Here is a 24,785-nt window from a genome sequence, read left to right as displayed (position 1 = left end):
NAGGCCGGTGTGATCGCCCTGTTCGACGATCGCCCCGTTCTCCATCACGAGGATCGTGTCGGCGTCGCGGATGGTCGACAGCCGGTGGGCGATGACGAAGGCGGTCCGGCCCGCCCGCAGCGTCGACATCGCCTGCTGGATGAGGACCTCCGTGCGGGTGTCCACCGAGCTCGTGGCCTCGTCGAGGACCAGGATCAGTGGTTCGACCAGGAACGCGCGGGCGATGGTGATGAGCTGCTTCTCGCCGCCGCTGACACCGGTCCCCTCGTCGTCGAGCACCGTGTCGTAACCGGCCGGCAGGGTGCGGACGAACCGGTCGACGTGGGCGGCCCGGGCCGCCGCCACGACCTGCTCACGGGTGACACCCTCGGCGCCGTAGGCGATGTTCTCGGCGATGGTGCCGCCGAACAGCCAGGTGTCCTGCAGCACCATGCCGATCTGGGCGCGCAGCTCGTCGCGGGTCATGGCCGCGATGTCGACGCCGTCGAGGGTGATCCGCCCCGCGGTCACGTCGTAGAAGCGCATCAGCAGGTTGATCAGCGTCGTCTTACCCGCTCCGGTGGGGCCCACGATCGCGATCGTGTGGCCCGGCTCGGCGATCAGGGACAGATCCTCGATCAGCGGCTTGTCCGGCTTGTAGCGGAACGCGACGTGCTCGAACGTGACCCGGCCGCGCAGCCGCTCGGGCCGTGCCGGCGCCTGCGGGTCGGGCTCCTGCTCGGCGGTGTCCAGCAGGTCGAACACCCGCTCGGCGGAGGCCACCCCGGACTGGACGAGATTCGCCATGCTGGCGGCCTGCGACAGCGGCTGGCTGAACTGGCGCGAGTACTGGATGAACGCCTGGACGCCGCCGATCGACAGCGCCCCCGAGGCCACCCGAAGCCCGCCGATCACGGCGACCAGGACATAGTTGAGGTTGCCGATGAACATCATGGCCGGCTGCATGAACCCGGAGATGGACTGGGCCCGCCAACTGGCGGTGTACAGCTGCTCGTTGTATTCCTGGAAGGTCCGCGCCGATTCCTCCTGACGGCCGAACGCGCGGACGAGGGTGTGCCCGGTGTACATCTCCTCGACGTGGGCGTTGAGCCGGCCGGTGATCTTCCACTGGGCGACGAACTGCGGCTGGGCGAGCTTGCCGACTCGCGTGGCCACCACGACCGACAGCGGCACCGTCACCAGCGCGATCAGGGCGAGCAGCCAGGAGATCCAGAACATCATCGCCAGCACGCCGAGGATGGTCAGCCCCGAGACGACGATCTGCGACACGCTCTGCTGGAGGCTCTGACCGAGGTTGTCGATGTCGTTGGTGACCCGGCTGAGCACCTCCCCGCGCGGCTGGCTGTCGAAGTAGCGGGTGGGCAGCCGCGAGATCTTCCGCTGCACGTCCTCGCGCAGCTCGCCGATCACCCGCTGGATCGCCAGGTTGGTCAGGCGGGCCTGCAGCACGCCGCAGATCCCGGCGAGGGCGTAGATGATGGCGACCCACAGCAGCACCGTGCCGATCGCGCCGAAGTCCATCCCGCGGCCGGGGGTGACGTCCAGCGAGGCGAGCAGGTCGGCCTGGGTGCCGTGCCCGGCGGCCCGCAGCGCGGCGACGTTCTGCTCCTTCGTCGTCCCGGCGGGCAGCCGCCGGCTGAAGATCCCCGCGAACACCAGGTCGGTGGCATGGCCGAGCAGCCGGGGTCCGGTCACGGTGAGCCCGACGCTCACCGTCGCCAACCCGACCGCGACCGTCAGCAGCAGCCGCTGCGGCCGCAGCAGGCGCAGCAGCCGCCGGCTCGAACCGGCGAAGTCCGCGGACTTCTCGGCGGCACCCTGACCGCCGAGGAAACGCGCCGGCCCGGCCATCGGGGCCGGGCCGCGGCGCGGTGCCGGGGTCGGAGCGGTCCCGCTCACGCCGCCTCCTGTTCGGTGAGCTGCGAGAGCACGATCTCGCGGTAGGTCGGGTTGTCGGCCATGAGCTGGTGATGGGTGCCCACCCCGACCACCTCGCCGCCTTCCAGCACGACGATCTGGTCGGCGTCGCGGATGGTGGCCACCCGCTGGGCGACGATCACGACGGTGGCGTCGGCCGTCTCCCGGGCGAGTGCCGCGCGCAGGCGGGCGTCGGTGGCGTAGTCGAGGGCCGAGAACGAGTCGTCGAACAGGTAGATCTCGGGGCGGTGGACCAGCAGCCGGGCGATGCAGAGCCGCTGGCGCTGCCCGCCGGAGACGTTCGTGCCGCCCTGCGCGATCGGGGCGTCGAGCCCGTCCGGCATCGCCTCGACGAACTCCTTCGCCTGCGCCGTCTCCAGGGCCCGCCAGAGCTCGTCGTCGGTGGCGTCGGGCTTGCCGTAGCGCAGGTTCGACGCGATGGTCCCGGAGAACAGGTAGGGCCGCTGCGGCACGACGCCGACGGTGCGCGCGAGCACGGCGGGATCGATGTCGCGCACGTCGACACCGTCGACCACCACGGCGCCCTCGGTCGCCTCGGCGAGCCGCGGGACGAGGCCGAGCAGGGTCGTCTTCCCGCTGCCCGTGCTGCCGATGACGGCGGTGGTCTGGCCGGGGCGGGCGGTGAGGCTGACGCCGCGCAGCACCGGATCCTCCGCCCCCGGGTAGTGGAAGCCCACCCCCCGCAGCTCCAGCAGCCCGTGGGCGCGCAGCTCGCGCACCGGGTTGTCCGGCGGCCGCAGCGAGGAGTCCGTCGCCAGGACCTCCTGGATGCGCTCGGCGCAGACCTCCGCGCGCGGGATCATCATGAACATGAACGTCGCCATCATGACCGACATGAGGATCTGCATGAGATAGCTGAGGAACGCGGTCAGCGCGCCGATCTGCATGTGGCCCGCGTCGATGCGGTGCGCCCCGAACCAGAGCACGGCCACGCTGGAGAAGTTCACGATCGTGAGCACGAGCGGGAACATCAGTGCCATCAGGCGGCCGAAACGCAGCGAGACGTCGGTCAGCTCGGCGTTGGCCACCCCGAACCGCTGCCGTTCGTGGTCGTCGCGGACGAAGGCCCGGATGACCCGCAGCCCCGTGATCTGCTCGCGCAGGATCCGGTTGACCGTGTCCAGACGTTCCTGCATGGCCCGTCCGAGCNGGCGCATCCGCCGCACGATCAGCGTGATGATGACCGCGAGGATCGGGACGATCACGACCAGGAGCAGGGACAGCCCGGCGTCCTGGTTCACCGCGAGGATGATCCCGCCGATGCACATGATCGGCGCGGAGACCATCAGCGTGAAGCTGAGCAGCACCAGCATCTGCACCTGCTGGACGTCGTTGGTCGCCCGGGTGATGAGCGAGGGAGCACCGAAGCGGCCGACCTCGCGGGCCGAGAACGCCTGCACCCGGTCGAACACCGCCCCCCGCAGGTCCCGCCCGATCGCCATCGCCGTGCGCGCGCCGAAGAAGACCGCCGCGGCCGCGCAGACGAGCTGCACGATGCTGACGCCGAGCATGAGTGCGCCGATGCGCAGGATGTAACCCGTGTCGCCGACCACCACCCCGTGATCGATGATGTCGGCGTTCAGGGTCGGCAGGTACAGCATGCCGATCGTCGAGACCAGTTGCAGGGTCACGAGGATCGCGATGGGCCGCCGGTAGCGGGCCAGATGCGCCCGCAGAAGTCGGATGAGCATGCGGTCCCTCTCGTGNGGCGGCGATACCCGGTAGACCATGGCGTCCCGCAGCCGTCACGGAGACGCCGAGCAGGCCTCCCACCGTCATGACGGCCACGGCGGGCGGCGACCCCCATGATCCACCGCCGGGTGCCTGGGTGACGGGACAGCGGTCGCACGCTCCGCCTGACGGCAGGTGACGCGTCATGGACGCGTGGCGACCTTACGGCCTCAACCCAACGTCAGGTCAAGGCGTTTCCGATCGAGCGCGACCGCCTCGCGATCACCGGCCGGCGGCCCGCCGGCCGACTGCCGGCCCCGCGTGCCACGCCCGGCCGCGACCAGGGCCCACCGAATTACCGCCGGCCGCCGGGCGGATTTCATTCCGGACCGGAATTCTTGGGCGGAAGGTGCTTCCCGGGGCCGCTTTGACGGCCGGCGATACCCCGAGTCCACCCAACCGCCCCGGAAGAGCGATGATGATCGCTGCCGGAGCCGGATCCTCCGCATGCCCACGGCAGGCAGGCCCGACGGTAGCGCACCGGGTCCGACGCCGGCCGCCGATACGCGACTTCGCCCCATGCCCCCCGACTCCGCCGGCAGAGTTGTCGATGCAACAGATTTCGGCGAAGTGGCTCAACGAGCCATATTATTCCGGCCCGGGAGCACCGGACCAGGACAGTTGACACCGGAGCATGGGCGCGCGTAGTCGTAGGTGCGCAACCACCGGTCCATGGCGGAAAGGAACCGATAGTGTCAGGGCGAGCTGCGCGTCGACCGATGCCCGGGGCGCCGCCCCCCGGGGGACCGGACACCGATGACCCGTAGTGACGTCGCAGGGGGAATGGAGGCCGACGCCAGTTCGCTCGCAGGCGNACCGTCACTACAATCGGATGGACTGTCGATGNCTCTTTCCNGTGCTCGCCCTCGAGGACCAAGACCCGAACTCGAGAACAGCAGTCAGCTCACACTGCTGCACCATCTTCATGAACTCAACCACCCTTACCGGGTGAGTTACGAGATGGTGGTGCGGAAAGTCTGGTCCGACAGCGAGGACATCAAGATCCNGCGCGCGCGGGCACGCGATCTCAGCCGCCAGTTCCGGGGCGAGAAGCAGATCGACTGGAACGTCATCGAGAACTACGTGGAGCTGCTGTATCCGGAGGATCAGTCGCAGCGGACGGCGCAGCTCGAGCGGTGCCGGCCGCTGCATCTTCAGGCGTTCGGGCCGCCGGGCGACTCGGACGCCGACCGGGTGTCGGACGGGGCCGTCGATCCGGCCTACGTCGCCGACCTCGAACGGCAGCTCGTCGAGGCCCGCATGCGAGCCGCCTTCGCCACCGCGCTCCTGGTGATCGTCCGTTCCGAGAACGCGGTGCTCCGCGGGAAGAACGCGCACTTCGGCTGGTTCCAGACCCGTGGGCCGGCCGAGGAGTCCGAGCGGATGCCGGGGGCGTCGACCGAGTCCGGGGATCCGGCCACGGCGCCGATCCAGCGGCGGCAGGGCCACCGCGGAGGTCATCACCACCGCCGGGACCGGCCGATCGTCGCGTTCAGCGACCTCGTCGCCGAGCAGCCGAGCCCCGCCGGCTGGAGCGCGCCGGGCCCGCTGCCCTACCCGGCGGAGAACGCCCTGCACTCGGCCCCGACCGGCCCCACCCCCGTGATCGAGGCGCGCCAGCGACGAGCCCCGGAGGCCACGCGCGCCGCCGCCGCGGACAATGCCCGCGGGCGCCGGGTCGCCAAGGCGTCCGGCGCCGAGCCCGACATCCTCGCCGGGCCGGAACGCAAGCGCCGCGGCCGCGGCCGGTGACGGTGCGCCGGCTACCGGCGGGCCGGCCCGGACCGGCCCGGACCGGACCCGTCGGGGTTCCGGACCGGCCACGAGGTGCCGTGGAGGCATGACCGACCCGAGAACGGGCATCCCGCTCAGACCGCCCGGACGCGTCGTCCCGGCGGAGTACTTCAGACAGGGGAGGCCACAGGGCATGGATCGGGAGACCTTCGTCAAGCTGCTCAACGACGACCTCAGCTCCGAGTACCAGTCGATCGTCCAGTACATCCAGCACGGCGCGGTCATCACGGGCGCCGAGTACCTGAACGTCGCCGACGAGATCAAGCGGCACCTGCCGCAGGAGCTCAGCCACGCCCAGATCCTCGCCGAGCAGATCTCCTTCCTCGGCGGGACGCCGACCGTCGAGGTGTCCCAGGTCCACCCGTCGAGCGGGGCCCAGGAGGCGCTGCGGGACGATCTCCGGTTGGAGTCCGAGCAGCTCGACCGCTACCGCGAGCGTTTCGGCCAGGCCAACGAACTGGGGCTGGCCGACGTCGCCGAGGCGCTACGTCCCCTGCTCGAACAGACCCAGGAGCACGTCCGCGACCTGCAGGCGGCGCTGGGCCGCTGAGCGGGACGGCCGCGGCGACCGAGCCGGCGGCACCGGGCCGACGCACGCACCGGCCCGGTGCCCCGCCCCGCCGCCGGGCCACCGCCACGCCCCGCCGCGCCGCGCCCCGCCGTGCCGCTCAGACGGGGACCGGGCTGTCCACGTCCACGATCTCCTTGCCCAGCGGCATCAGCGACACCGGGATCAGCTTGAAGTTCGCCAGGCCGAGTGGAATCCCGATCACGGTCAGACACAGCGCGATCCCGGTGGTGAGATGCCCGAGGGCCAGCCACCAGCCGGCGAAAATGATCCACAGAACGTTGCCCACCAGGGACGCCCCGCCGGCGTCCGGACGGTCGACGACCCGCCGACCGAACGGCCACAACGCGTAGTTGGCCATCCGCAGCGACGCGATGCCGAACGGAATGGTGATGATGAGAATGAAGCAGATCAGCGCCGCCAGGGCATAACCGATGGCCAGCCAGATACCGCAGAGCACAAGCCAGATGACGTTGAGCAGGACACGCATTCGCCCACCCGCACTCTCTCCCGGAATCGGGACCGGTCGTCGCCGAGGCCCGCGGGCGTCGGCCGCAACGCGGGCGGATGTCGCCTGGGGAACTTTACCCACGGGATGCCGACCTTTACCCCACGTGGCACGAGTTCACCAGCAGACCCCGGCGGATCCGGCGGGTGGCGGGCGGCGGCGGGTCCGACTCGCTACCGTCGACGGCAGTGGCCCGGGCACGGCAGGGTCCGGGCATCGCCCGACCGGCCCGGGCAACACACGACCGGCCCGCGCAACACACGACCGGCCCGCGTTCCCGACCGCAGCGATAGGTGGATGACCGGTATGCAGGTGTACGACCACGTCGTCGACCTCGTCGGTGACACGCCCCTGGTCCGGTTGACGCCGGGGATCGCCGAGACCCCGGCGCCGGTGCTGGGCAAGCTCGAATATCTCAATCCGGGCGGCTCGGTGAAGGACCGGGTGGCGCTGACGATGGTCGCCGCCGCCGAGGAGGCGGGTCAGTTGCGTCCGGGCGGCACCATCATCGAACCGACCAGTGGTAACACCGGGGTCGGTCTGGCGCTGGTGGCGGCGCGGCGGGGCTACCGGTGCGTGTTCACGATGCCGGACAAGATCAGCGAGGAGAAACGGGCGGTCCTGCGCGCGTACGGCGCGGAGGTCGTCGTCTGCCCGACGGCGGTGTCTCCCGACGATCCCCGCTCCTACTACGAGGTGGCCCGTCGACTGGTCCGGGAGACCCCGGGGGGGTGGAGCCCGGACCAGTACTCCAACCCCCACAACCCGGCCGCGCACCAGGCCACCACCGGGCCGGAGATCTGGCGGGCGACCGACGGCCGCGTCACGCACTTCGTCGCCGGGATCGGCACGGGGGGCACGATCAGCGGCGTGGGGCGCTACCTCAAGGAGGTGTCCGGCGGCGCCGTGCAGATCATCGGTGCGGATCCGGAGGGGTCGGTCTACTCCGGCGGCAGCGGGCGGCCCTACCTGGTCGAGGGGGTCGGCGAGGACATCTGGCCGACGACCTACGACAAGACGGTCGTCGACCGGGTGGAGGCGGTCAGCGACCGCGACTCGTTCCTGATGACCCGGGAGCTCGCCCGGCGGTGCGGGCTGCTGGTCGGCGGGTCCTGCGGGCTGGCCGTGGTGGCGGCCCTGCGCGTCGCCGCCGGTCTCGGCCCCGACGACCTCGTCGTCGTCCTGCTCCCCGACTCGGGCCGCGGCTACCTGTCGAAGATCTTCAACGACGAGTGGATGTACGAGTACGGCTTTCTGGAGCCGCCGTCGAACGGCCCGACCGTCGCCGACGCCCTGCGGTACAAAAGCGAGCAGAGCCACCGGAGCGGGCAGGCCGGCGGCCCGCCCGACCTGGTGCACGTCCATCCGGACGAGACGGTCGGCGCGGCCATCTCCTACCTGCGCGAGTACAACGTCTCGCAGATGCCGGTGGTTCGTCACGAGCCGCCGCTGCGCGCGGCCGAGGTGGCGGGCTCGGTGATCGAGCGTCACCTGCTCGCCGCGGTCTTCGCCGACCGGTCCGCCGTCGACTCTCCCGTGAGCGATCACCTGTCCCCGCCGCTGCCGATGGTGGGGGTCGGCGAGCCGCTGTCCAGGATCGTCGCGGTCCTCGGCGACGACCCGGCGGTCCTGGTGCACGACGAGGGCAGCCCGGTCGGCATCCTCACTCGCGCCGACCTGCTCAGTTTCCTGGCCGTGGCGCCGTAGCGTGGCGTCATGAACACCGACGAGTTCGCCGACGGGTTCGCCGACGGGTTCGAGACGATCGCGATCCACGCCGGTCAGGAGCCCGATCCGGGCACCGGCGCGGTGGCCCCCCCGATCCACCTCTCCTCGACGTTCGCCCAGGACGGTGTGGGCGGCCTACGCGGCGGCTACGAGTACGCCCGCTCCGGGAACCCGACCCGCACGGCCCTGGAAACCTGCCTCGCCGCGCTGGAAGGCGGCCGCGTGGGCCTCGCCTTCTCCGCCGGCATGGCGGCGACCGACACGCTGCTACGGACGGTGTGCCGTCCCGGCGACCATGTGATCATCCCGGCCGACGCCTACGGCGGGACCTATCGGCTGATCGCCCGCGTCCTCGGCGAGTGGGGCGTCGAGCACAGCAGCGTCGACCTCACCGATCTGGAGGCGACCCGGGCCGCGGTCCGCCCGGGCGTGACCCGGCTGGTGTGGTGCGAGACGCCGACGAACCCAATGCTGACGATCGCAGACATCGCGGCGCTCGCGGCGCTCGCCCACGACGCCGGCGCACTGCTCGCCGTGGACAACACGTTCGCCTCGCCCTACCTTCAGCAGCCGCTGGCCCTCGGCGCCGACGCCGTGGTGCACTCCACCACGAAGTACCTCGGTGGCCACAGCGACGTCGTGGGCGGCGCCATCGTGGTGAGCGATCCGGAACTCGGCACGCGGCTACGTTTCCTCCAGAACGCGGCCGGCGCCGTCCCCGGACCGTTCGACTGCTGGCTCGTACTGCGCGGCATCAAGACGCTTCCCGTGCGGATGGACCGGCACTGCGCCAACGCCCGCCTTATCGCCACCCTGCTGGCGGCGCATCCGGCCGTCGCCACGGTGTACTACCCGGGCCTGCCCGGTCATATCGGGCACGGCATCGCCGCCAAACAGATGCGCGACTTCGGCGGGATGGTCTCGTTCACGCTGCGGGACGGCCAGCGGGCTGCGGTCGAGCTGTGCGGGCNGACTCGACTGTTCACACTTGCCGAGTCACTCGGCGGGGTGGAATCCCTGATCGAGCATCCGGCCAGCATGACCCATGCGTCGGTCGTGGACTCGCCGCTCGCCGTGCCGGCGGAGCTCGTGCGGCTCTCGGTCGGCATCGAATCGGCCGACGACCTCGCGGCCGATCTGCGGCAGGCCCTGGACGGACTTTCGGCCCGTTCCACTTAGCTCCACCGCGGGCAGGCGGGCGGCAAATCCGGTGCACAACAGCACCACGGTGGGGGAAAACGGCTGACGAAAGTCCCGAAGTGAGCGCCGAGCCGACATAGCGAACCTTAAACGGTTATCGTTGGCTTACTGAGTTGAGATCCTCGGGCGGAGAACATCATGGCTGCACGTGCAGGTATGCCGTACACGTGCCGGGTCCGCCAGGTCGCGACCGTCAGGAGTGCCGCATGGACGCCTCGACGGACCGCCGGACGCTCGTCACCTCGAGCGCGCTCGTCGTCGGTGCACTCATCGGTGTCGGTGCGGCCGACATGAGCTCCTCGGCGGCGGACAGCCGGGGGGCCCTGGAGCGGGTCGAGTCCACGCTGGAGACCCTCGCTCGCCGCTGGGAGACCACCCCGCCGGCGGAGCTCGTCGAACGGCTCGGCACCCTCGAGCACCACGCCCGCACCATCGGGCGCTGGCGGCTGGGCTCGGCCCTGCGCCAGGACTGGCTGCGGGCGCACGGCCGGATCCTCCTGATGACCTCGGTGGCCCAGGGCGACAGCGGACAACCGAGCCGGGCGACGATCGCGGCGCGGGCGGCGCTGGTCCTCGCGAAACACGTCGGGGACACCACCACCGCCGCCCACGCCGGAGTCGTGCTGGCCGAACTGGCGGCCTACTCCTTCGAGAGCACCTCCGACGGCCTGCGGCTCNCCCGGACCGCCCGGGCCGCGGCGCCGCACGCGCACACCGCGATCCTCGCGATCACCACTGAGGCGCACATCATGGCCGCCCGGCACATGCCGACGGACGGCATCGTGGCCGTGCTGCGCTCGGCGGACTCCATCGCCGCGAAGCTGCCTCAGGGTTCGTTGGGCTACAGCCTCGACGGCATTCATCCGGGTTATCTGCCGACATTCGGGGGTGCGGCGCTTGTCGCCGCGGGCGCTGTGGACGAGGGCCAACAGCGGCTGGGTGAGGCCGCCGATCTGTTCGGTCGCTCCCGGGCGTCCGGCGCGCTCGCCGCCGTGTGCCTCTACCAGGCGTCGGCGGCGATGCGGTCACGCGATCTGGACGAGGCGGAGATTCTGGCGACGAGGGCGCTGGCCGCCTCGGCGGTCCGGCCGAGCAGTTGGTTGTCGAACGGAATTCTTTCGCTCGCGAAGCGGGCCAGAGGCCAGGGAGCGGACTGGTCCGGACTGGTCGCGCAGGCAGCGGAATGGTCGCCGGTCTGACCGCCGACGGGCCGACCGGGCCGCCGCCGGGCCAGGCCGGTTCGCAGTCCACGGGCGACGACCAGGCCGGCCAGGACGACGACCAGAACGACCAGGAACGGAAATATGTCGGAATGAAGCATGACGTTCGACGGACCGAGGTGCACGGATTTTGATGGTGCAATGTTCGGGACGATCGGCAACGGTGGCGGGGTCGCCCGCGCGGCGACAGGATAGGGAATAGGCACGGCGGTACGTTATCGGGTGGCCGACAATGACGTGCAGGTCGGGGCACGACAAAAGTTCCGAGCGGTCCTGCGCATACTCACAAAAGGGTCCGACCGGGACAGGAGAGGGCCACGAAGAAGGCCGTACCAGCCCACACCCGGGTTACACCCCAGCTCGGGACGCCGGGCTCATCCGCGGTCTGAGTAGCCTCTACTCCCGGGGGCTTTCGCACCGACTGCACGGCATCTGCACGCCGTAGCCGGGGCCGGCCGGCTAACGTGAGCCCGGTGAGCGGGACGGGCGTGGTGGTCGTCGGCGGGTTCTGCCTCGACTGCATCGTCACCACGGACACGCTGCCGGCCTGGGGGGACGATCTTCGGGTCGACGCCGTGCGGACCCGGCCGGGCGGCAAGGGCCTGAACCAGGCGGTGGCGCTCGCCCGCCGCGGCGTGCCGGTCCGCGCCGTCGGCGTCGTCGGCGGGGACACGACCGGCCGTGAGCTGCTCGCGGCGCTGCGGGCCGAGGGGGTCGACCCGGCCATGATGGCGGTCCGTCCCGCCGCGGCGACACCGGTCTGCGTGGTGCTCGCCCACCCGGACGGCCGCACCGCGTTCCTCTGCCGCTGGGCGGAGGCGGTCGAGCTCACCCCCGGCGACCTGGCCCCCGCCCGGGAGGCCATCCGCTCCGCCCGCGCGGTCATCGTGACCTTCGACCCGCCGCCCGCGACCGTGCGGGCGGCCGTCGACCACGCCCTGGCGGCCGGCACGGCGCTGGTCGTCCATCCCGCGCCGCCCGAGCGGTCCGCCGCGGCTGCCCTCGTCGACCTGCCCTGGGACCGGGTGAGTGCCGTCACCCCGAACGAGCAGGAGGCCAGGCTGCTGCTGGCAGCGGCCGGCGATCCGGCGGCCACCGGCCCAGGGGCGGAGCTGGCGGCCGCGTTCGGCCGTCGGTTCGCGACGCCGCTGGTGTGCGTCACCCGGGCGGAACACGGGGTCGCCGTGTGGGACGGCACCCGGGGATGGGCCCGCCCGGCCCATCCGACGACCGTCGTCGACACCACCGCCGCCTCGGACGCGTTCACCGCCGCGCTCACCCACGTCCTGTTCGCCGGCGACGCCGCGGACACCGACGCCCGCTCCACGGACACCGACGCCGCGGACACCGACGCCGCGGACACCGACGCCGCGGACACCGACGCCGCGGACACCGACGCCGACGCAACCCAGCCCCGCGCGCCCGCCTCGGCCACCCGGCCACCCGGCCTCGTCGAGGCCGCCGTCGAGGCGGGCCTCGCCGCGGCGGCCTGGACGGTCCGCCACCGGGGCGCGCTCGATGCGCTGCCCCGCCTCGCCGGTCCGCCCGGACGGGCGCCGGCCGGCCCGCTCCCCTGACCCCCGAAGGGGTATTCCGGCATAAAGCCTAACCGGACAGGTGCGTGTAGGTGGGCTGATAGCGGGTAATCCTGCGACAGTCAGGTATCACCCCCGTTGAAGGAGCAGTCATGGCCACCCGGGTTGGGACCCGAACCAGCAGCATCAGCCTCGGTACGCTTCTCTATCTCATCGTTGGAGTGGTCATCACCGCGAGCCAGGACTACTGGAACTTCACGGACTGGGACGGCCACGCGTTGAGCAGTTTCTTCACCGCCCTCGTCGCGACCCTGCTGTGGCCGCTCGCCATCTTCTACACTTTCGCCCTCCACACCCGCTGACCGCCGCGCGGCATTCGAGGGAGGCGGACGCGCTCTTCCCGCCTTCAACCAGCGCCAAACCAGGCATTTCCTTACCCCCGCCACATCCGGCCCCGGCACCGATGCCCGGGCCGGATCGGCATGCCCGCCGCGCGGCCCGATCCGGCCGGTCCGCCGGGTGGCCCGAGGGCGCCACGAGTGACGCAACAAAGCGGCCATCATCGAGTAACTGTCCGGGTTGATGCAGGCCCGACTGTTGCCGTGTACCGATGAATCGCGGATAGACTGCGGCCGGCCGACACCGGGCACAGCCGCCGTCGGTTCCAGCGACTCGCGGGCAGGCCCGCAATCGGACAGGGAGGCAGCCCGATGGAACCGTGCCGGATCGTCAGCGTCGTGGGGAACCCGAAGGCGGCCTCCCGGACCAGGCAGGTCGCGGAGGCGGTGGCCGGCCGCGTCGCCACCTCGCTGGCCGCGAGCGGCTTCGAGACGTCCGCGGAGGTCATCGAGGTCGGCGAGCTGGGTGCCGGCCTGCTCGGCTGGGGCGACCCGACCGTCGGGGCGGCTCTGGCCACCATCCGGGCGGCCGACGTCCTCGTCATCGCCACGCCCACCTACAAGGCGACCTACACCGGGCTGCTCAAGCTGCTCCTCGACCAGATCGGCGGCGGTGAGCTCGCCGGCCTGCCGNCCATCCCGGTCCAGGTGGCCGCCGCGCCGCAGCATGCCCTGGCCGTGGAGGTGCATCTGCGCCCCGTGCTCGTCGAGATCGGCGCGGCCTGCCCGACCACCGGGCTGTTCGTTCTCGACTCGGCGCTCGCCGAGCTCCCCGCGCAGCTCGACGCCTGGGGCTCGGTGAACCTCCCGGCGGTGAGCGCCCTCGTTGCGGCCCGACGCGCGGTGGCGGCGCCGTCCGCCTGACCACCGGTCCCGGCCGGGCCGTCGATCAGCACCCTGCGGCGCCGATCATGACCAGCGACGCGGAAACGTCCGCGGAGCAGCCCGCACCGACTCCCGGGACCTCGGGGTCGACCCGCACCTGCGGCAGCGGCCCGATCACCTCGCCGGGCTGCGCCGACGCCCGACCGGCACCCGACGCCGCCGGACCCGCGGGCCGCGCTCCGGCACCGCTCCCGGCGGAGCCCCCGCGGGAGCCCGCTGCGCCCCGCCCATCGGGAACACCACTCCCATCGGGAACACCACTCCCATCGAGAACACCACTCCCATCGAGAACAGCAGGGTTGTCGAGAACAGCAGGGCTGTCGGAGACTGAGCCGGACCTCGCGGCGGATGTCGACCCGGGACCNGCGGTGGGCCGGCCCTGCCCCCGCGTGCGCGGGGTGACGCCGGCCGGATCGCTCGATGCGGTGCCCGCGCCCGCCGCCGACGCTCCCCCAGTCATGGCCGGGCCCCGAGACCCGGCGCGCGGCGCGGCTCCCTGCGCCGCGGTGCCGGCGGGGGCGCCGACACCGACCGGATAGGCCGCGGCGCCCGGATACCCGCCGGCTCCCGAATACCCGCCCGTTCCCGCGTACCCGCCCGTTCCCGAATACCCACCAACCTCCGAATACCCGCCCGTGCCGGGGTACTCGCCGTCCAGGCCCGCGGCGAAGCGCTCCCCGTCCTCGTCCTGGTCGGCGTACCCGCCCCGGCCAACGCGGGCGGGATCGCCGGCGGCCAGGCCGTTCCCGTCGGGCGCACCATCCCGAGACAAGGCGGGATACGTCGGTGCGGCCCGTCCGGAGCCGTCCGCGACGGCGGCACCGCCCGCGGTGTCGGGTGAACCGTAGATCGACGCGGGGAACGATGGCAGCGTCGGCAGGGGGGAGACCGGCGCACCGCCCGGCTGCCAGAGCGGGTTGTCGCGCTGCGGCTGGTGGCCGAGACCGAGCCGGGTGTCGGTGGCGCTGGTCGTCTGGAGCCGGACGTCGTCCCCGCCCGAACCGGCGGGGGCGGAGAAGCCGAAGGCGGTGACGGCGACCGTGAAGCCGCTGGCCGCGACGGTCAACCCGCGACGCCGGCCGGAGATGCGGGCCCAGCCCACCCGCCCGCGTAGGGTGCCGGCGATGCCGACGAGCATCACCGCGACAGCGAGCAGCGCCATGGCCATGGCGAACACCGACATCAGGCCCCCAGGTCGCATCGTCTCCACGAGAGCCCGAACCGTAACTCACCTAGAGTAGTACTACCGATACCATGAGCGTCGTGTCGGTGTGCCGGGGCACCAGCCGACGTCCTATGGACGCGACGCGGCGCGATCCGCACCCGCCAGGCCGCAGGATGCGTGGCGCGGTTCCGCGGTCAGGGAACACCTTGATCGGCGGAGCTGGAGTCGGAGCCGGGGTCGGCGGCGTGGTGCGGTTCCGCGGAACACCATGATCAACAATGTCGGGCTCGGGCCGAGCATGCCGTACCTCACCGATCACGTGCAGATATGAAGATCGGCCCGAGGCAGGCACCGGCCAACACGGTGCTCCCGTACGCCAGTCCTTGATCACAAGTAGATACGCACCCTAACGTCGCACGATCAAGCCCGCGCGTTCGGAACCGGCGGATGCGCCGGCGGCCGTGCCGATTTCCCCGCCGGAGGAACCTCCNGTGCCTGTATCGGAGCCACCGCCAACACCACCGGACTCACCTGCGCCACCCGACCCACCTGCGCCACTTGCGCCACCTGACCAGCCGGACCCGCTTTCGCCGTCGCTCCCCGCGTCGGTCGGCGCAGGTGGGGGCGTCGGGCGGGCGGTGTAGGTGGGGCGGTTGCCGTCGCGACGGGAGGTTCCGCCCGAGGACCTCGTGGTGGACGGACCGTCGGTCTCGTCATCGAACCCGCCGGGCGGGGAGCCGTTGCTGCTCGGCGGAATCGGCTGGGGACGCGCCGAGGCGCGTGGCACTGACGAGCTGGCGGTGGGGCGACGCGTCCCGCCGGAGGATTCCGTCACGGGCTTGCCCGCCTCGGAATTGCCCGCCTCGGAATTGCCCGTCGCAGGNTTTGCCGTCACGGGCCGTCCTGCTGCAGGTCTCCCCGTCGTGGGCTTACTCGGTGCAGCAGGCTTGCTCGGTGCGGGCTTGCTCGGTGCAGCAGGCTTGCTCGGTGCAGGCTTACTCCGTGCGGGCTTGCTCGGTGCGGGCTTGCTCACGGGCTTACTCGGCGCAGGTCTGCTCACGGGCTTACTCGGCGCGGGCTTGCTCACGGGCTTACTCGGCGCAGGTCTGCTCACGGGCTTACTCGGCGCGGGCTTGCTCACGGGCTTACTCGGCGCAGGTCTGCTCGTTACGGGCCTTCTCGGCGTAGGTCTGCCCGGCACGGGTTTGCCGGGGCCCTCGGACTCACCCGCCCCGCCGGACCCGTCGGACCCACCCGAACCGCCGCCGGATCCGGAACCGCCCGAGCCACCGGACCCACCCGATCCGCCCGAACCGGAACCACCGGAACCACCGCTTCCGGAGCCCCCGGAACCACCGGAACCGGAACCGGAACCGCCGGATCCGGCGGTGTTGCCGTTGCCGGTCGGGGTCTGGCCGCCCCTGGGCCCGGTGGGCGTCGAGGGTGCGGTGCCCGACCCGCCGCCGCGCGGGGGCGAGCTGGTCCGGACGACCGTGCCTCCGGGGCGTGCGGGGGAGGCGGCCGGCGGCCGATCCGTCTTCGGGGGCTGGCGGGTGGTCCCTCGCGGCGGCGTGCTCGCGCCGCCGGCGCGCTGGGGCTCGGCGGGCGCGCGGGGCACGCCCGCCACCAGGCCCGGGGTTCCGGTCCGCGCCCGGCTGGACGGGGTGGTCCGCGGGTAGTTCGAGCCGCCCGGCGCGCGGCCGGTCGTCACGTCATCGGTGGGCTGGGCATAGGCCTTGTCACCCCTCATCGCGTCNGGCTGCACCTGGGCGTCCGACTGCACCTGGGCGTCCGGCTGGCCGCCGCGGCCGGGCGTGGCCGAGGCCGAGCCGGACCGGGGCGGGACCAGGAAGACGCTGTTCGAGGCCGGATCGTGATCGCTGCCGTCGCCGGTCCCGACGCCGTGCGTCGCGAGCAGCCCGAACGCAACGAGAGCCACCGATCCGGCGCCGGTGACAATCCCGGCCCGACGGCGATCGGGGATCCATGCCCACTCGGCCTGTCCGCGGAGCAGACCGAGAACTCCTGCAATCAGTATCAGCCCGGCAACCGCCAGGCAGAAGTACATCATGGAAACCCCCCGGGCGCAGTCGCCTACCAGGCTAGGGGCGATCCATCGCTATTCGTCGCAAGGGAATTACAAAGAGATTCCGCTATCATCCTGCCCGTGACGGATATCACCGACCGAATCGGTAGTGGTATCCACCGAAGCAATCCGGTCGAGGATACCTGCGACATCAACCCCCGACGGCAACGTGCCGAAAGCGAGACCCCCGTCACCGGCCATCCGGCTCGCACAGAACGCATCCGCAACGGCGGGCGGCGCATGCCGAACAAGCAGAGAACCCTGCATAACGAGCGCCAACCGCTCGACCACACGGCGCGCGGCGAAGGGATCGGCCGCCGCTCTCGGCAATTCCGCGCGCAGCCGGTCCCAGGCCCGATCGAGCCGGGCGTCCGCGCCGCGGGCCGCCTCGATCTGCACGGACAGCGCGTCGAGGCCGTCCGGTTCACGGTCGAACGCCCGGAGCACGTCNAGCGCATTGACGTTGCCGGAGCCCTCCCAGATCCCGTTGAGGGGCGCCTCCCGGTAGAGCCGAGGCATGCCCGACTCCTCCACGTAGCCGTTTCCGCCGAGGCATTCGAGGGCCTCCGCGGCCACGCCCGGCGCCCGCTTGCACACCCAGTACTTCGTCACGGCCGTCGCGAGGCGTTTGAACGCCTGTTCGTCGCGGTCGCCGCGAGCCGCCCGGTCGACGGCTCCCGCGACCCGCAACACCAAGGTGGTCGCCGCCTCGGATTCCAAGGCCAGATCGGCCAGCACATTGCGCATCAGCGGGGCGTCGATCAGCCGGGTTCCGAAGGCCCGCCGGTGGCGCACGTGATGCGCGGCCGCCGTGACCGCGGCCCGCATCCCGGCCGCGGACCCGAGGCTGGCGTCGAGCCGGGTCATGGCCACCATTTCGATGATGACGCGAACCCCACGCCCCTCCGCACCGACCAGCCAGGCGACGGTGTCGTCGAACTCCGGTTCGCTGCTGGCATTGCTGCGGTTNCCGAGCTTGTCCTTCAGTCGTTGAATGCGAAACGTGTTACGGCTGCCATCGGGAAGCACCCGCGGAACCCAGAAACAGGACAATCCGCCGGGCGCCTGCGCCAGGACCAGAAAGACGTCGTTCATCGGCGCGCTGGTGAACCACTTGTGGCCCCGTAGCCGGTAGGTGCCATCGACGGCCGGCGTCGCCGTCGTCGTGTTCGCCCGGACGTCGGAGCCGCCCTGCTTCTCGGTCATGCCCATGCCCGCGAGCAGCCCCGCCTTACCCTCCGGCGGACGCAGNCCCGGGTCGTAGATCCGGCTGGCGAGCAACGGCTCGTATCTGGCCGCGAGATCGGGCGCGGCCCGCAGCGCCGGGACCGCAGCGTAGGTCATCGACACGGGGCACAGGTGGCCCTGCTCGACGGTGCCCCAGACGAGGATGTTCGCCGCCCGCGCGACGTGCGCGCCCGGGCGCGGGTCCGTCCATGGCGCCCCGGTCAGCCCCTCCCGCACGGCCACCTCGAGCAACGCGTGCCAGGACGGGTGGAAGTCGACCTCGTCGACGCGGTTGCCGTAGCGGTCGTGCGTGCGCAGCTCGGGCGGGAACCGGTCGGCCTCCTCCGCCCACCGCCGAGCCTGTTCGGTGCCCGCCAGCCGGCCCAGGCGGCGCAGGGCGTCCGCGTGCCAGCCGGCGCCCTCCCGGACCAGCGCCGCCAGCAGCGCCGGATCCGCGGACGCGTCGTGGCCGACCAGCGGCGGCGGCTGGTTCGTCACCTCATGCGTCCGGCCGGGAGACGACCGCGGGGCCACGGTGGGCCGCTGCGCCTCGATCGACGAGCTCATCGCCACTCCTCATCTCGCACACCGCTGCGGGCCCCCTCGGCGGCGGGAGAGCGGCGACGGGAGACCCGGCGGCCGGNACGCCCTCCGGCGGCGGGTCTACCCGATCCCGTAAACGAGAACAACATATTGGCTGCCGCCACCCGACGGCCACCAGAGAAACCGCCCTCCCGGCGGGATATAACCGCCTTCCGGACAATTCGCGGCCCATCTTCGGAGGCCGGATCGCGCATTTACAGGACGGCCGGACCGCGATGGATCGAAGCACCGGGAACGGACGCGGGCGGGCGGGCGATCCACTCCGGCGTCGCCCGCACGGGGCGGGCGGACCAGGGCACCCGCCCGCCGGCACGGGGCCGCCTGCACGGGCCCGCCGCGGAGCGAGGGCGTCGGGCCCGAAAGGATCCTCGACGGAGGCTCAATGCACGCCGTGATCCTGTGATCATGCTGTGCGATGCTCGAACGGGCTAGACCTCCCGGGTGCTACGGAGAGTCCCAAGGAACACCGAAAGTAACAGCGACCCTGCCAGCACGATCGCGAGCGGTGGCAGCATCACGACAACAATTCGCCGCCAGCGCAATACTTTACGTCACGGTCGAACACCCAAGGTTGACGCTACCAGGACCAACTCTCGTCGTGATCGACGGAAAGTATCTGTTAGACAACTGTCCGTATCCACCATTCCGCCGGCAGAGAATCCGAACCGGCGGACCGGCATGCGCGGACACGCGTCCCATTGCTGCGCGCCGCACACGCGCGGGCCCGGCCGATACCGGATGCGCGGCGGCCGATGAAACTCGCGGCGCGGATACTCGTATGCTCACCCACAACCGGGAGGATTCGTCTCCCGGAAATCAGAATACGTTTACTCACGGTGAGATCCGTCGAGTCCGGGCAGCGTTGTCGGGCGGGGCGCGAAAGATGATCAGAGGTGGCCGGATCGGAGGGCGACGATCACTCGGCCGCGTCATGGCCGTGATCGCGGCCCGCCGCAGGCCGGCCCGCCGCAGGCCGGCTCCCCGGCGGCGATTCCTCTCGCCGCTGGCCATCCTGCTGGCCATCCTGGTGCTCGGAACCCTGGCCCTCCATGTGGGCGCCAACCTGCTGCACCGGGAGGAGGCGTCGCGGCTGGCGGCCCGGGCAGGGCTCGTCGAACGCCTCGCGCAGTGGGAGTCCGACGCCGACGCCCCCACGGGGCTGTCGGCCGCGGTCGCGCGCGTCCCCTTCCGGCCGGACGACCGCGCTACCAACGCGAGTCTCCTCCCCGGCCTGNAGCTCTCACCGTCAGGCGACGTCGCCCGGCTGCTGGCCCTGCTCGACCGGGCCGGCACCGTCACCGCCGCGTACCCGTGGGGCAGCGCCGTGGCCCCCCGCGACCTCGGCCCGGNCCTGTCGTCGGCGTGGGCCGGCCGGGGCGCCGTCTCCCCCGTCTTCACGCTCGCAGGCGCGCCGGTCCGCGCCACCGTGGTGCCGATCGGATCGCCGCGGCCCTGGGCCGTCCTGGTGGCCGTCTCCACCCAGGAGATCAACCTTCGGCTCTCGAGCGGCATCGCGACCATGCTCGGAGCCGGCAGCGGCAGTGTGTCGACGATCGACCAGAACGGCGTCCCGATCGCCTCCACCGACTCGGCGCTGCCCGGCCGGCGGATCCTGTCGGCCGCGGAGCTGCGCCCCTCCCATGCCCCCGGCGGCGGTCCGCGGATCTGGCGCACATCCGGCCCCGGCGGGACGATCATCCACATCACCGCGCCGCAGCCGGCGACCGGGTATCTCACCTACTTCCAACAGCCCACCGAGTCGCTCTACGCCGACCTGCGGGCCAGAGGCGACCGGCGCAACCTGACGCTGCTGGCGGTCGCACTGACCGGCGTGCTGTGCATCGTCTTCCTCGGGCTGCTGCGCGAGGCCGCCGCCCAGCGAAGCCGGACGGGGCTGCGGGCNCTGTTCGCGGCGGCGCACGACATCGTCCTCGTCACCGACCCGGCCGGCCGGCTCACCTTCGTCAGCCCGGCCATCGTCCCCCTGCTCGGCCACCCGGACGAACCCTGGTTGGGACGGCTGGTGACCGAACTGGCCCATCCCGACGATGCCGCACGGTTGCTGCGCCTGGTCGAGAATCCGACCGCGGGATCACTGCTCGACGTCCGGCTCACCCGGGCCGCCGGCACCGACCGCTGGTTCGACGTCGCCGCGCGCCGGCTACCGCAGCGCGCCGGCGCGCCCGAGGTCCTCATCACCTGCCACGCCGTCGGCAGACGCAAGCGGCTGCTCGACCAGCTCGGCTACCAGGCCGGCCACGACGTGCTGACCGGGCTGCTCAACCGGTCGACCTTCGAGGAGGAGCTCGCCACCGCCACCGCAGGTTCTGCCACCTCTGCCCCATCTGCCACCTCTGTCCCATCTGCCACCTCTGCTCCATCTGCCACCTCTGCCGCGTCCGCCACCTCTGCCGCGTCCGCCGCCTCTGCCGCGTCCGCACGCCCGGCCGGTTCGATCGCGGTCCTGTTCGTCGACCTCGACCGGTTCAAGCAGGTCAACGACACCTTCGGGCATGCCGCCGGCGACCAGGTGCTGCAGACGGTGGGCATGCGGCTACGTTCCGAGCTCGGCCCGACGGACGCCGGTGGACGCTTCGGCGGCGACGAGTTCGGCATCCTGCTACGCGACACCGACGAGTCCGCCGCCCGGGCGGTCGCCGCCCGGATCATCCGGGCGGTGGGTCAGCCGATCCTCGTCGACGGGGACGAGGTGCGGGTCGGCGCGAGCGTGGGGCTGGCCCTGGCGGGTGCCGGCCCGTGCCGACCCGAGCGGCTGCTGTGGGCTGCCGATCAGGCGATGTACCGGGCGAAGCAGGTCGGCCCTGGGCGATATGCGGTGGCGCTACCGGGCCCGCCCGGCTCGGTCGGAGAGCCCGGGGCCGTCGAAGAGCCCGGGGCCGTCGAAGAGCCCGGACTGGTCGGGGCGGACGCCGCGGAGTTCGCGATCTCCGAGCCGCTCGTGGTCGAGCTCCTCGACGGCACCGCGGACGACCTCGATCCCGCGCCGGCGGGGCCGGCGTCCGCCGTGGCCCCGGTCCCGGCCGAGCCGGCCGGACCCCGCCCCGGAACCGAGCCCGGGGAGATGGCCGACGGCGCGGCGGCGGCGTCCCAGCTCGGGCCGCGGGGTCGGTTGAACCCGGGGCGGCTGTCCCGGCAGCGGCGGACCAACGTCCGCGCCCACCTTTCCCGGGCGTTCCCGCTGCTGGTCCTGGGCGCGGTGATCCTGACCACCACCATGGTCACCCTGGAGATCGAGAACGCCAACCGGCGGCGAGCCGAGGCCCAGCGGGTGGCCGACAGCGATGCCCTCTCCCTCCGCCTCGCCGGGTTCGCGGCCGACCTGAGCCGGCCCCGGCATCTCATCGACCCGGTCTCCCGGCTGCCCTGGTCGCTGACGGACCCCACGGCCGACGCCCGAACGCTGGCCGCCGTCGCCGGGCCGAGCCTGTCCATGCCGGGCACCCTGCTCGCCCTCGTCGACCTCGACGGCCACCCCCGGGCGGTCCAGCCGCCCGGGGCGGCGGTGCCGTTCCCGGCGCACAGCCGGATCTGGGCGTCCGTCCGCGACGGCGGACTGAGCTTCCCGGTCCTCGACGAGGCCGGCGGGGCCCGGATCTACAGCATCGTGCCCGTCCGGCGCGCCGGTCGCAGCGCCGCGTTCCTGGTGCTGGGCCGGACGCTGCACGGGTCGCCGGCTGCGGAGATGGCCCGCACCCTCGGGCGGGGAACAACCGCGGCGGCCGCCGGCGCGGCCGCCCTGGACCTCGGCATGACGATCAGTGTCGTCGACGAGCACGGCCGGGTGGCGATGTCGAACGACGCCGCCACGGTCGGACGGACCGTCGTCGACCCCGGCGAGCTGCGCCCGATCACGCCCGGGCACAGCCGGCGCGTGACGGTGCGGGACAGCCGCGGCGGCGGTCGCGTCGCGGTGGCCACCAGGATCCCCGCGAGTCCCATGCCGGCGTACCTCGTCGTGCGGCGCGACGGCCGAGGAGCGGCGGAGGGGCCGCGGCCCAACCATGCCCTCAGCGACCTGCTGCTCGTCGCGATCGTCGTCGTCACCGTGGCGGGGCTGATGCGCGCGATCCTGCGGGAGGACCAGGCGATTCGGCGCGACGGCGCGCGGCTGCAGACCCTGCTGCACGAGTCGCACGACATCATCATCAACCTCAACCGGGCCGGTTTCCCGACATTCATCAGCTCCGCGATCGAGAGCCTGCTGGGTTACCCGGTCCAGACCAGGATCGGGCTGCCCCTGCTCGAGCTCGTCCATCCCGAGGACCGGGACTGGATGCGGGGCTTCCTCGACGAACGGCTTCGAGGTAACCCGGCGTCGTTGCTGGACGTCCGACTGTGCACGGCCGACGGGGGGTACCGGTGGTTCGACATCGAGGCCACCGCCTGGCGGGCCGCCTCCGGGCCGGGCTACCTGGACGGCGGCCTGCTNCTGACCTGCCACGAGGTCGGGGAGCGGCGCCAGCTCCAGGAGCAACTGCGGCAACGGGCGACCCGCGACCCGTTGACGGGACTGGCGAACCGGGTAGCACTCACCGAGCTGCTCGACCACCTCACCGAGCAGCGGTCGCCCTTCGCGATCCTGCTCGTCGACCTCGACCGCTTCAAGCCCGTGAACGACACCTTCGGCCACCAGACGGGCGACGACGTGCTGCGCATCATCGCGGCCCGGCTGACCGAGGTGCTGCGGGCCCAACCGCCGGACGGCACGGTGTTCCGTCTCGGCGGCGACGAGTTCGTCATGGTGCTGCCCGACGTCGACGCCGATGCCCTGCGGCACATCGCCCAGCGGGTACGCGAGACCGTCGCGGCCCCGATCCTCTCGGCCGGCCACGCCATCGTCGTCGGGGCGACCGTGGGGCTGGCGTCCTCGCGCGCCGTCGGTGGCGGGGCCGAACCGCGCGATCCCGACCTCGTCGTCCGCCACGCCGACGCAGACATGTACGCGGCGAAGCGCGCCGCCCGGGCCCAGCGGGAGATGTTCCCTGCCACCCACTGATCGGCCGACCACTGATCGGCCGACCACGAATCGACCGACCACGAATCGGCCCCGTGCCCAGGTCTGGGCGGTACCCGGCCGTCCGGCCCCCGGCCGCGGCCCGGCTCTGCCACGATGGACAGGCCCGGCCGTCGGCGACATCCAGGCGGCACGCCGGTGACCAGGTCGCGGGAGGCGCGCGGTGGGACGGGTCGTGGTGGTCGGCTCGACCAGCATGGACGTGACGGCCCGCGCGGATCGCATCCCCGGGCCGGGCGAGACGGTGATCGGGAGCTCCGTGACGCTGTCCCCCGGCGGCAGGGGCGCCAACCAGGCCGTGGCGGCCCGCCGGCTGGGCGCCGAGACGGTCATGGTGGGCGCTGTCGGCTCCGACGGTTTCGGCTCGGCGCTGCGGGAGTTCCTGCGCGGCGAGGCGGTCGACGTCACCCCGCTGGCGGTCGTCGCCGGGCCCAGCGGCACGGCCGTGACGACGGTCGACGAGACCGGCGAGAGTGTGATCGTCATCGTGCCGGGCGCCAACGCCACCGTGTCGGCGCGCGGCCTGGATGCGCTGCGGCTAGGCCCGGGTGACGTGGTGCTGTTGCAGAACGAGATCCCCGCGTCGGTGAATGCGGCCGCACTCGACCGCGCCCGCGCCGCGGGCGCCCGAACACTGCTGAACGCGGCCCCGCACCGGCCCCCCGCAGCCAACCTGGTCACCGAGGCCGACCTGGTCACCGAGGCCGACCTGGTCACCGAGGCCGACCTGCTCGCCGCCGCCGACGTGGTCCTGGTCAACGAGCACGAGTTCGCGAGCCTGGTCCCGGCCGCCGTCGGCGTCGGCTCGTTGCCCGGACCGCGGGCCCTGGTCGAGGTGCGCGGCCTGCTCGCCGACGGCGCCGGACCGAACGACAACATCGTCGTCACCCTCGGCGGCGCCGGGGTGTGCGCGCGGATCGCCGGGACGGTCGTCACCCTCGCCGCGCGGCGCGTCCCGGTCGTCGACACAGCCGGGGCCGACGACTGCTTCTGCGGGGCGTTCGGCGCCGGCCTCGCCGGTGGTCTGCCCGCCGCCACCGCCCTGTTCCACGCCAACCTCGCCGCCACCATCGCCGTGCAGCGTCCGGGCGCCGGCCCCGCGATGCCGACCTGGGCGGAGCTCGACGACCTGTTGACCGGCGGCGGCGGCCCATAAGGACCGGC

Annotated in this window: 11 protein-coding genes and 9 pseudogenes; 12 read left to right on the top strand and 8 right to left on the bottom strand. The window is 72.4% G+C overall.

What is annotated here, in order from left to right; translation table 11 throughout:
* Position 1: 1 nt before the first annotated feature.
* The 3 genes and pseudogenes from FF86_RS21230 to FF86_RS54215 form a co-directional block, all read right to left on the bottom strand.
* Positions 2-1,851 (bottom strand): ABC transporter ATP-binding protein (locus FF86_RS21230; protein WP_242419227.1); only part of this gene is annotated, 1,850 nt, incomplete at its 3' end.
* A gap of 44 nt (positions 1,852-1,895) precedes the next feature.
* Positions 1,896-3,087, bottom strand: a pseudogene (locus FF86_RS21225) (ABC transporter ATP-binding protein); the annotation flags it as partial.
* A 1-nt stretch (position 3,088) separates the two neighbouring features.
* Positions 3,089-3,629 (bottom strand): ABC transporter transmembrane domain-containing protein (locus FF86_RS54215; protein ID WP_242419222.1); only part of this gene is annotated, 541 nt, incomplete at its 3' end.
* Positions 3,630-5,596: 1,967 nt separating this feature from the next.
* Here FF86_RS54215 and FF86_RS21215 point away from each other — a divergent pair.
* Positions 5,597-6,013, top strand: coding sequence for a ferritin-like domain-containing protein (locus FF86_RS21215; RefSeq protein WP_044886564.1), 417 nt, complete (start codon positions 5,597-5,599; stop codon positions 6,011-6,013).
* Positions 6,014-6,131: 118 nt separating this feature from the next.
* On the opposite strand, the gene FF86_RS21210 is transcribed toward FF86_RS21215, so the two are convergent.
* The gene (locus FF86_RS21210) at positions 6,132-6,521 is read right to left on the bottom strand and encodes a YccF domain-containing protein (protein ID WP_044886565.1); all 390 of its coding nucleotides are present in this window, start codon (positions 6,519-6,521) and stop codon (positions 6,132-6,134) included.
* Positions 6,522-6,845: 324 nt separating this feature from the next.
* Here FF86_RS21210 and FF86_RS21205 point away from each other — a divergent pair, with 324 nt between their 5' ends.
* From FF86_RS21205 to FF86_RS33505, 8 genes and pseudogenes are all read left to right on the top strand, one after another.
* A complete protein-coding gene (locus FF86_RS21205) occupies positions 6,846-8,246 on the top strand; it encodes a cystathionine beta-synthase (protein WP_044886566.1) in 1,401 nt (466 codons plus the stop codon).
* 9 nt (positions 8,247-8,255) lie between these two features.
* Positions 8,256-9,237, top strand: a pseudogene (locus tag FF86_RS21200) (cystathionine gamma-synthase); the annotation flags it as partial.
* Position 9,238: 1 nt separating this feature from the next.
* Positions 9,239-9,446: PLP-dependent transferase (locus FF86_RS54210; RefSeq protein ID WP_242419221.1), on the top strand; the 208-nt coding region annotated here is incomplete at its 5' end.
* 1,714 nt (positions 9,447-11,160) lie between these two features.
* The gene (locus FF86_RS21190) at positions 11,161-12,264 is read left to right on the top strand and encodes a carbohydrate kinase family protein (RefSeq protein ID WP_157866966.1); all 1,104 of its coding nucleotides are present in this window, start codon (positions 11,161-11,163) and stop codon (positions 12,262-12,264) included.
* A gap of 110 nt (positions 12,265-12,374) precedes the next feature.
* Positions 12,375-12,584, top strand: coding sequence for a hypothetical protein (locus FF86_RS21185; RefSeq protein WP_011602017.1), 210 nt, complete (start codon positions 12,375-12,377; stop codon positions 12,582-12,584).
* 348 nt (positions 12,585-12,932) lie between these two features.
* Positions 12,933-13,253 (top strand): annotated as a pseudogene (locus FF86_RS54205) (NADPH-dependent FMN reductase); the annotation flags it as partial.
* A gap of 1 nt (position 13,254) precedes the next feature.
* Positions 13,255-13,484, top strand: a pseudogene (locus FF86_RS54200) (NADPH-dependent oxidoreductase); the annotation flags it as partial.
* A 2,574-nt stretch (positions 13,485-16,058) separates the two neighbouring features.
* Positions 16,059-16,349: a hypothetical protein gene (locus FF86_RS33505; protein ID WP_128423344.1), complete on the top strand. Its 291-nt coding sequence runs from the start codon at positions 16,059-16,061 to the stop codon at positions 16,347-16,349.
* Positions 16,350-16,807: 458 nt separating this feature from the next.
* Here FF86_RS33505 and FF86_RS54195 read toward each other — a convergent pair.
* The 4 pseudogenes from FF86_RS54195 to FF86_RS54180 all read right to left on the bottom strand — a co-directional run.
* Positions 16,808-17,206: pseudogene (locus tag FF86_RS54195) on the bottom strand (DNA alkylation response protein); the annotation flags it as partial.
* 1 nt (position 17,207) lies between these two features.
* Positions 17,208-17,725: pseudogene (locus FF86_RS54190) on the bottom strand (acyl-CoA dehydrogenase family protein); the annotation flags it as partial.
* A gap of 1 nt (position 17,726) precedes the next feature.
* A pseudogene (locus FF86_RS54185) lies at positions 17,727-18,007 on the bottom strand (acyl-CoA dehydrogenase family protein); the annotation flags it as partial.
* A gap of 1 nt (position 18,008) precedes the next feature.
* Positions 18,009-18,550, bottom strand: a pseudogene (locus FF86_RS54180) (DNA alkylation response protein); the annotation flags it as partial.
* Between the two features lie 1,939 nt (positions 18,551-20,489).
* On the opposite strand from FF86_RS54180, the pseudogene FF86_RS54175 reads away from it, so the two are divergent.
* The 3 genes and pseudogenes from FF86_RS54175 to FF86_RS21155 form a co-directional block, all read left to right on the top strand.
* Positions 20,490-23,035 (top strand): annotated as a pseudogene (locus tag FF86_RS54175) (diguanylate cyclase domain-containing protein); the annotation flags it as partial.
* 1 nt (position 23,036) lies between these two features.
* On the top strand, positions 23,037-23,603 hold a 567-nt coding region (locus FF86_RS54170), incomplete at its 5' end, for a GGDEF domain-containing protein (protein ID WP_242419220.1).
* A 181-nt stretch (positions 23,604-23,784) separates the two neighbouring features.
* Positions 23,785-24,777 (top strand): ribokinase, encoded by a 993-nt coding sequence (locus FF86_RS21155; RefSeq protein ID WP_044886571.1) that lies wholly within the window; start codon positions 23,785-23,787, stop codon positions 24,775-24,777.
* Positions 24,778-24,785 lie beyond the last annotated feature (8 nt).

The sequence above is a fragment of the Frankia sp. CpI1-P genome (genome assembly GCF_001421075.1).
GTDB classification, from domain to species: Bacteria; Actinomycetota; Actinomycetes; order Frankiales; family Frankiaceae; genus Frankia; species Frankia torreyi.
Note: the sequence above shows the minus strand (reverse complement) of the source record. Positions and strands in the feature narration are given on the sequence as shown.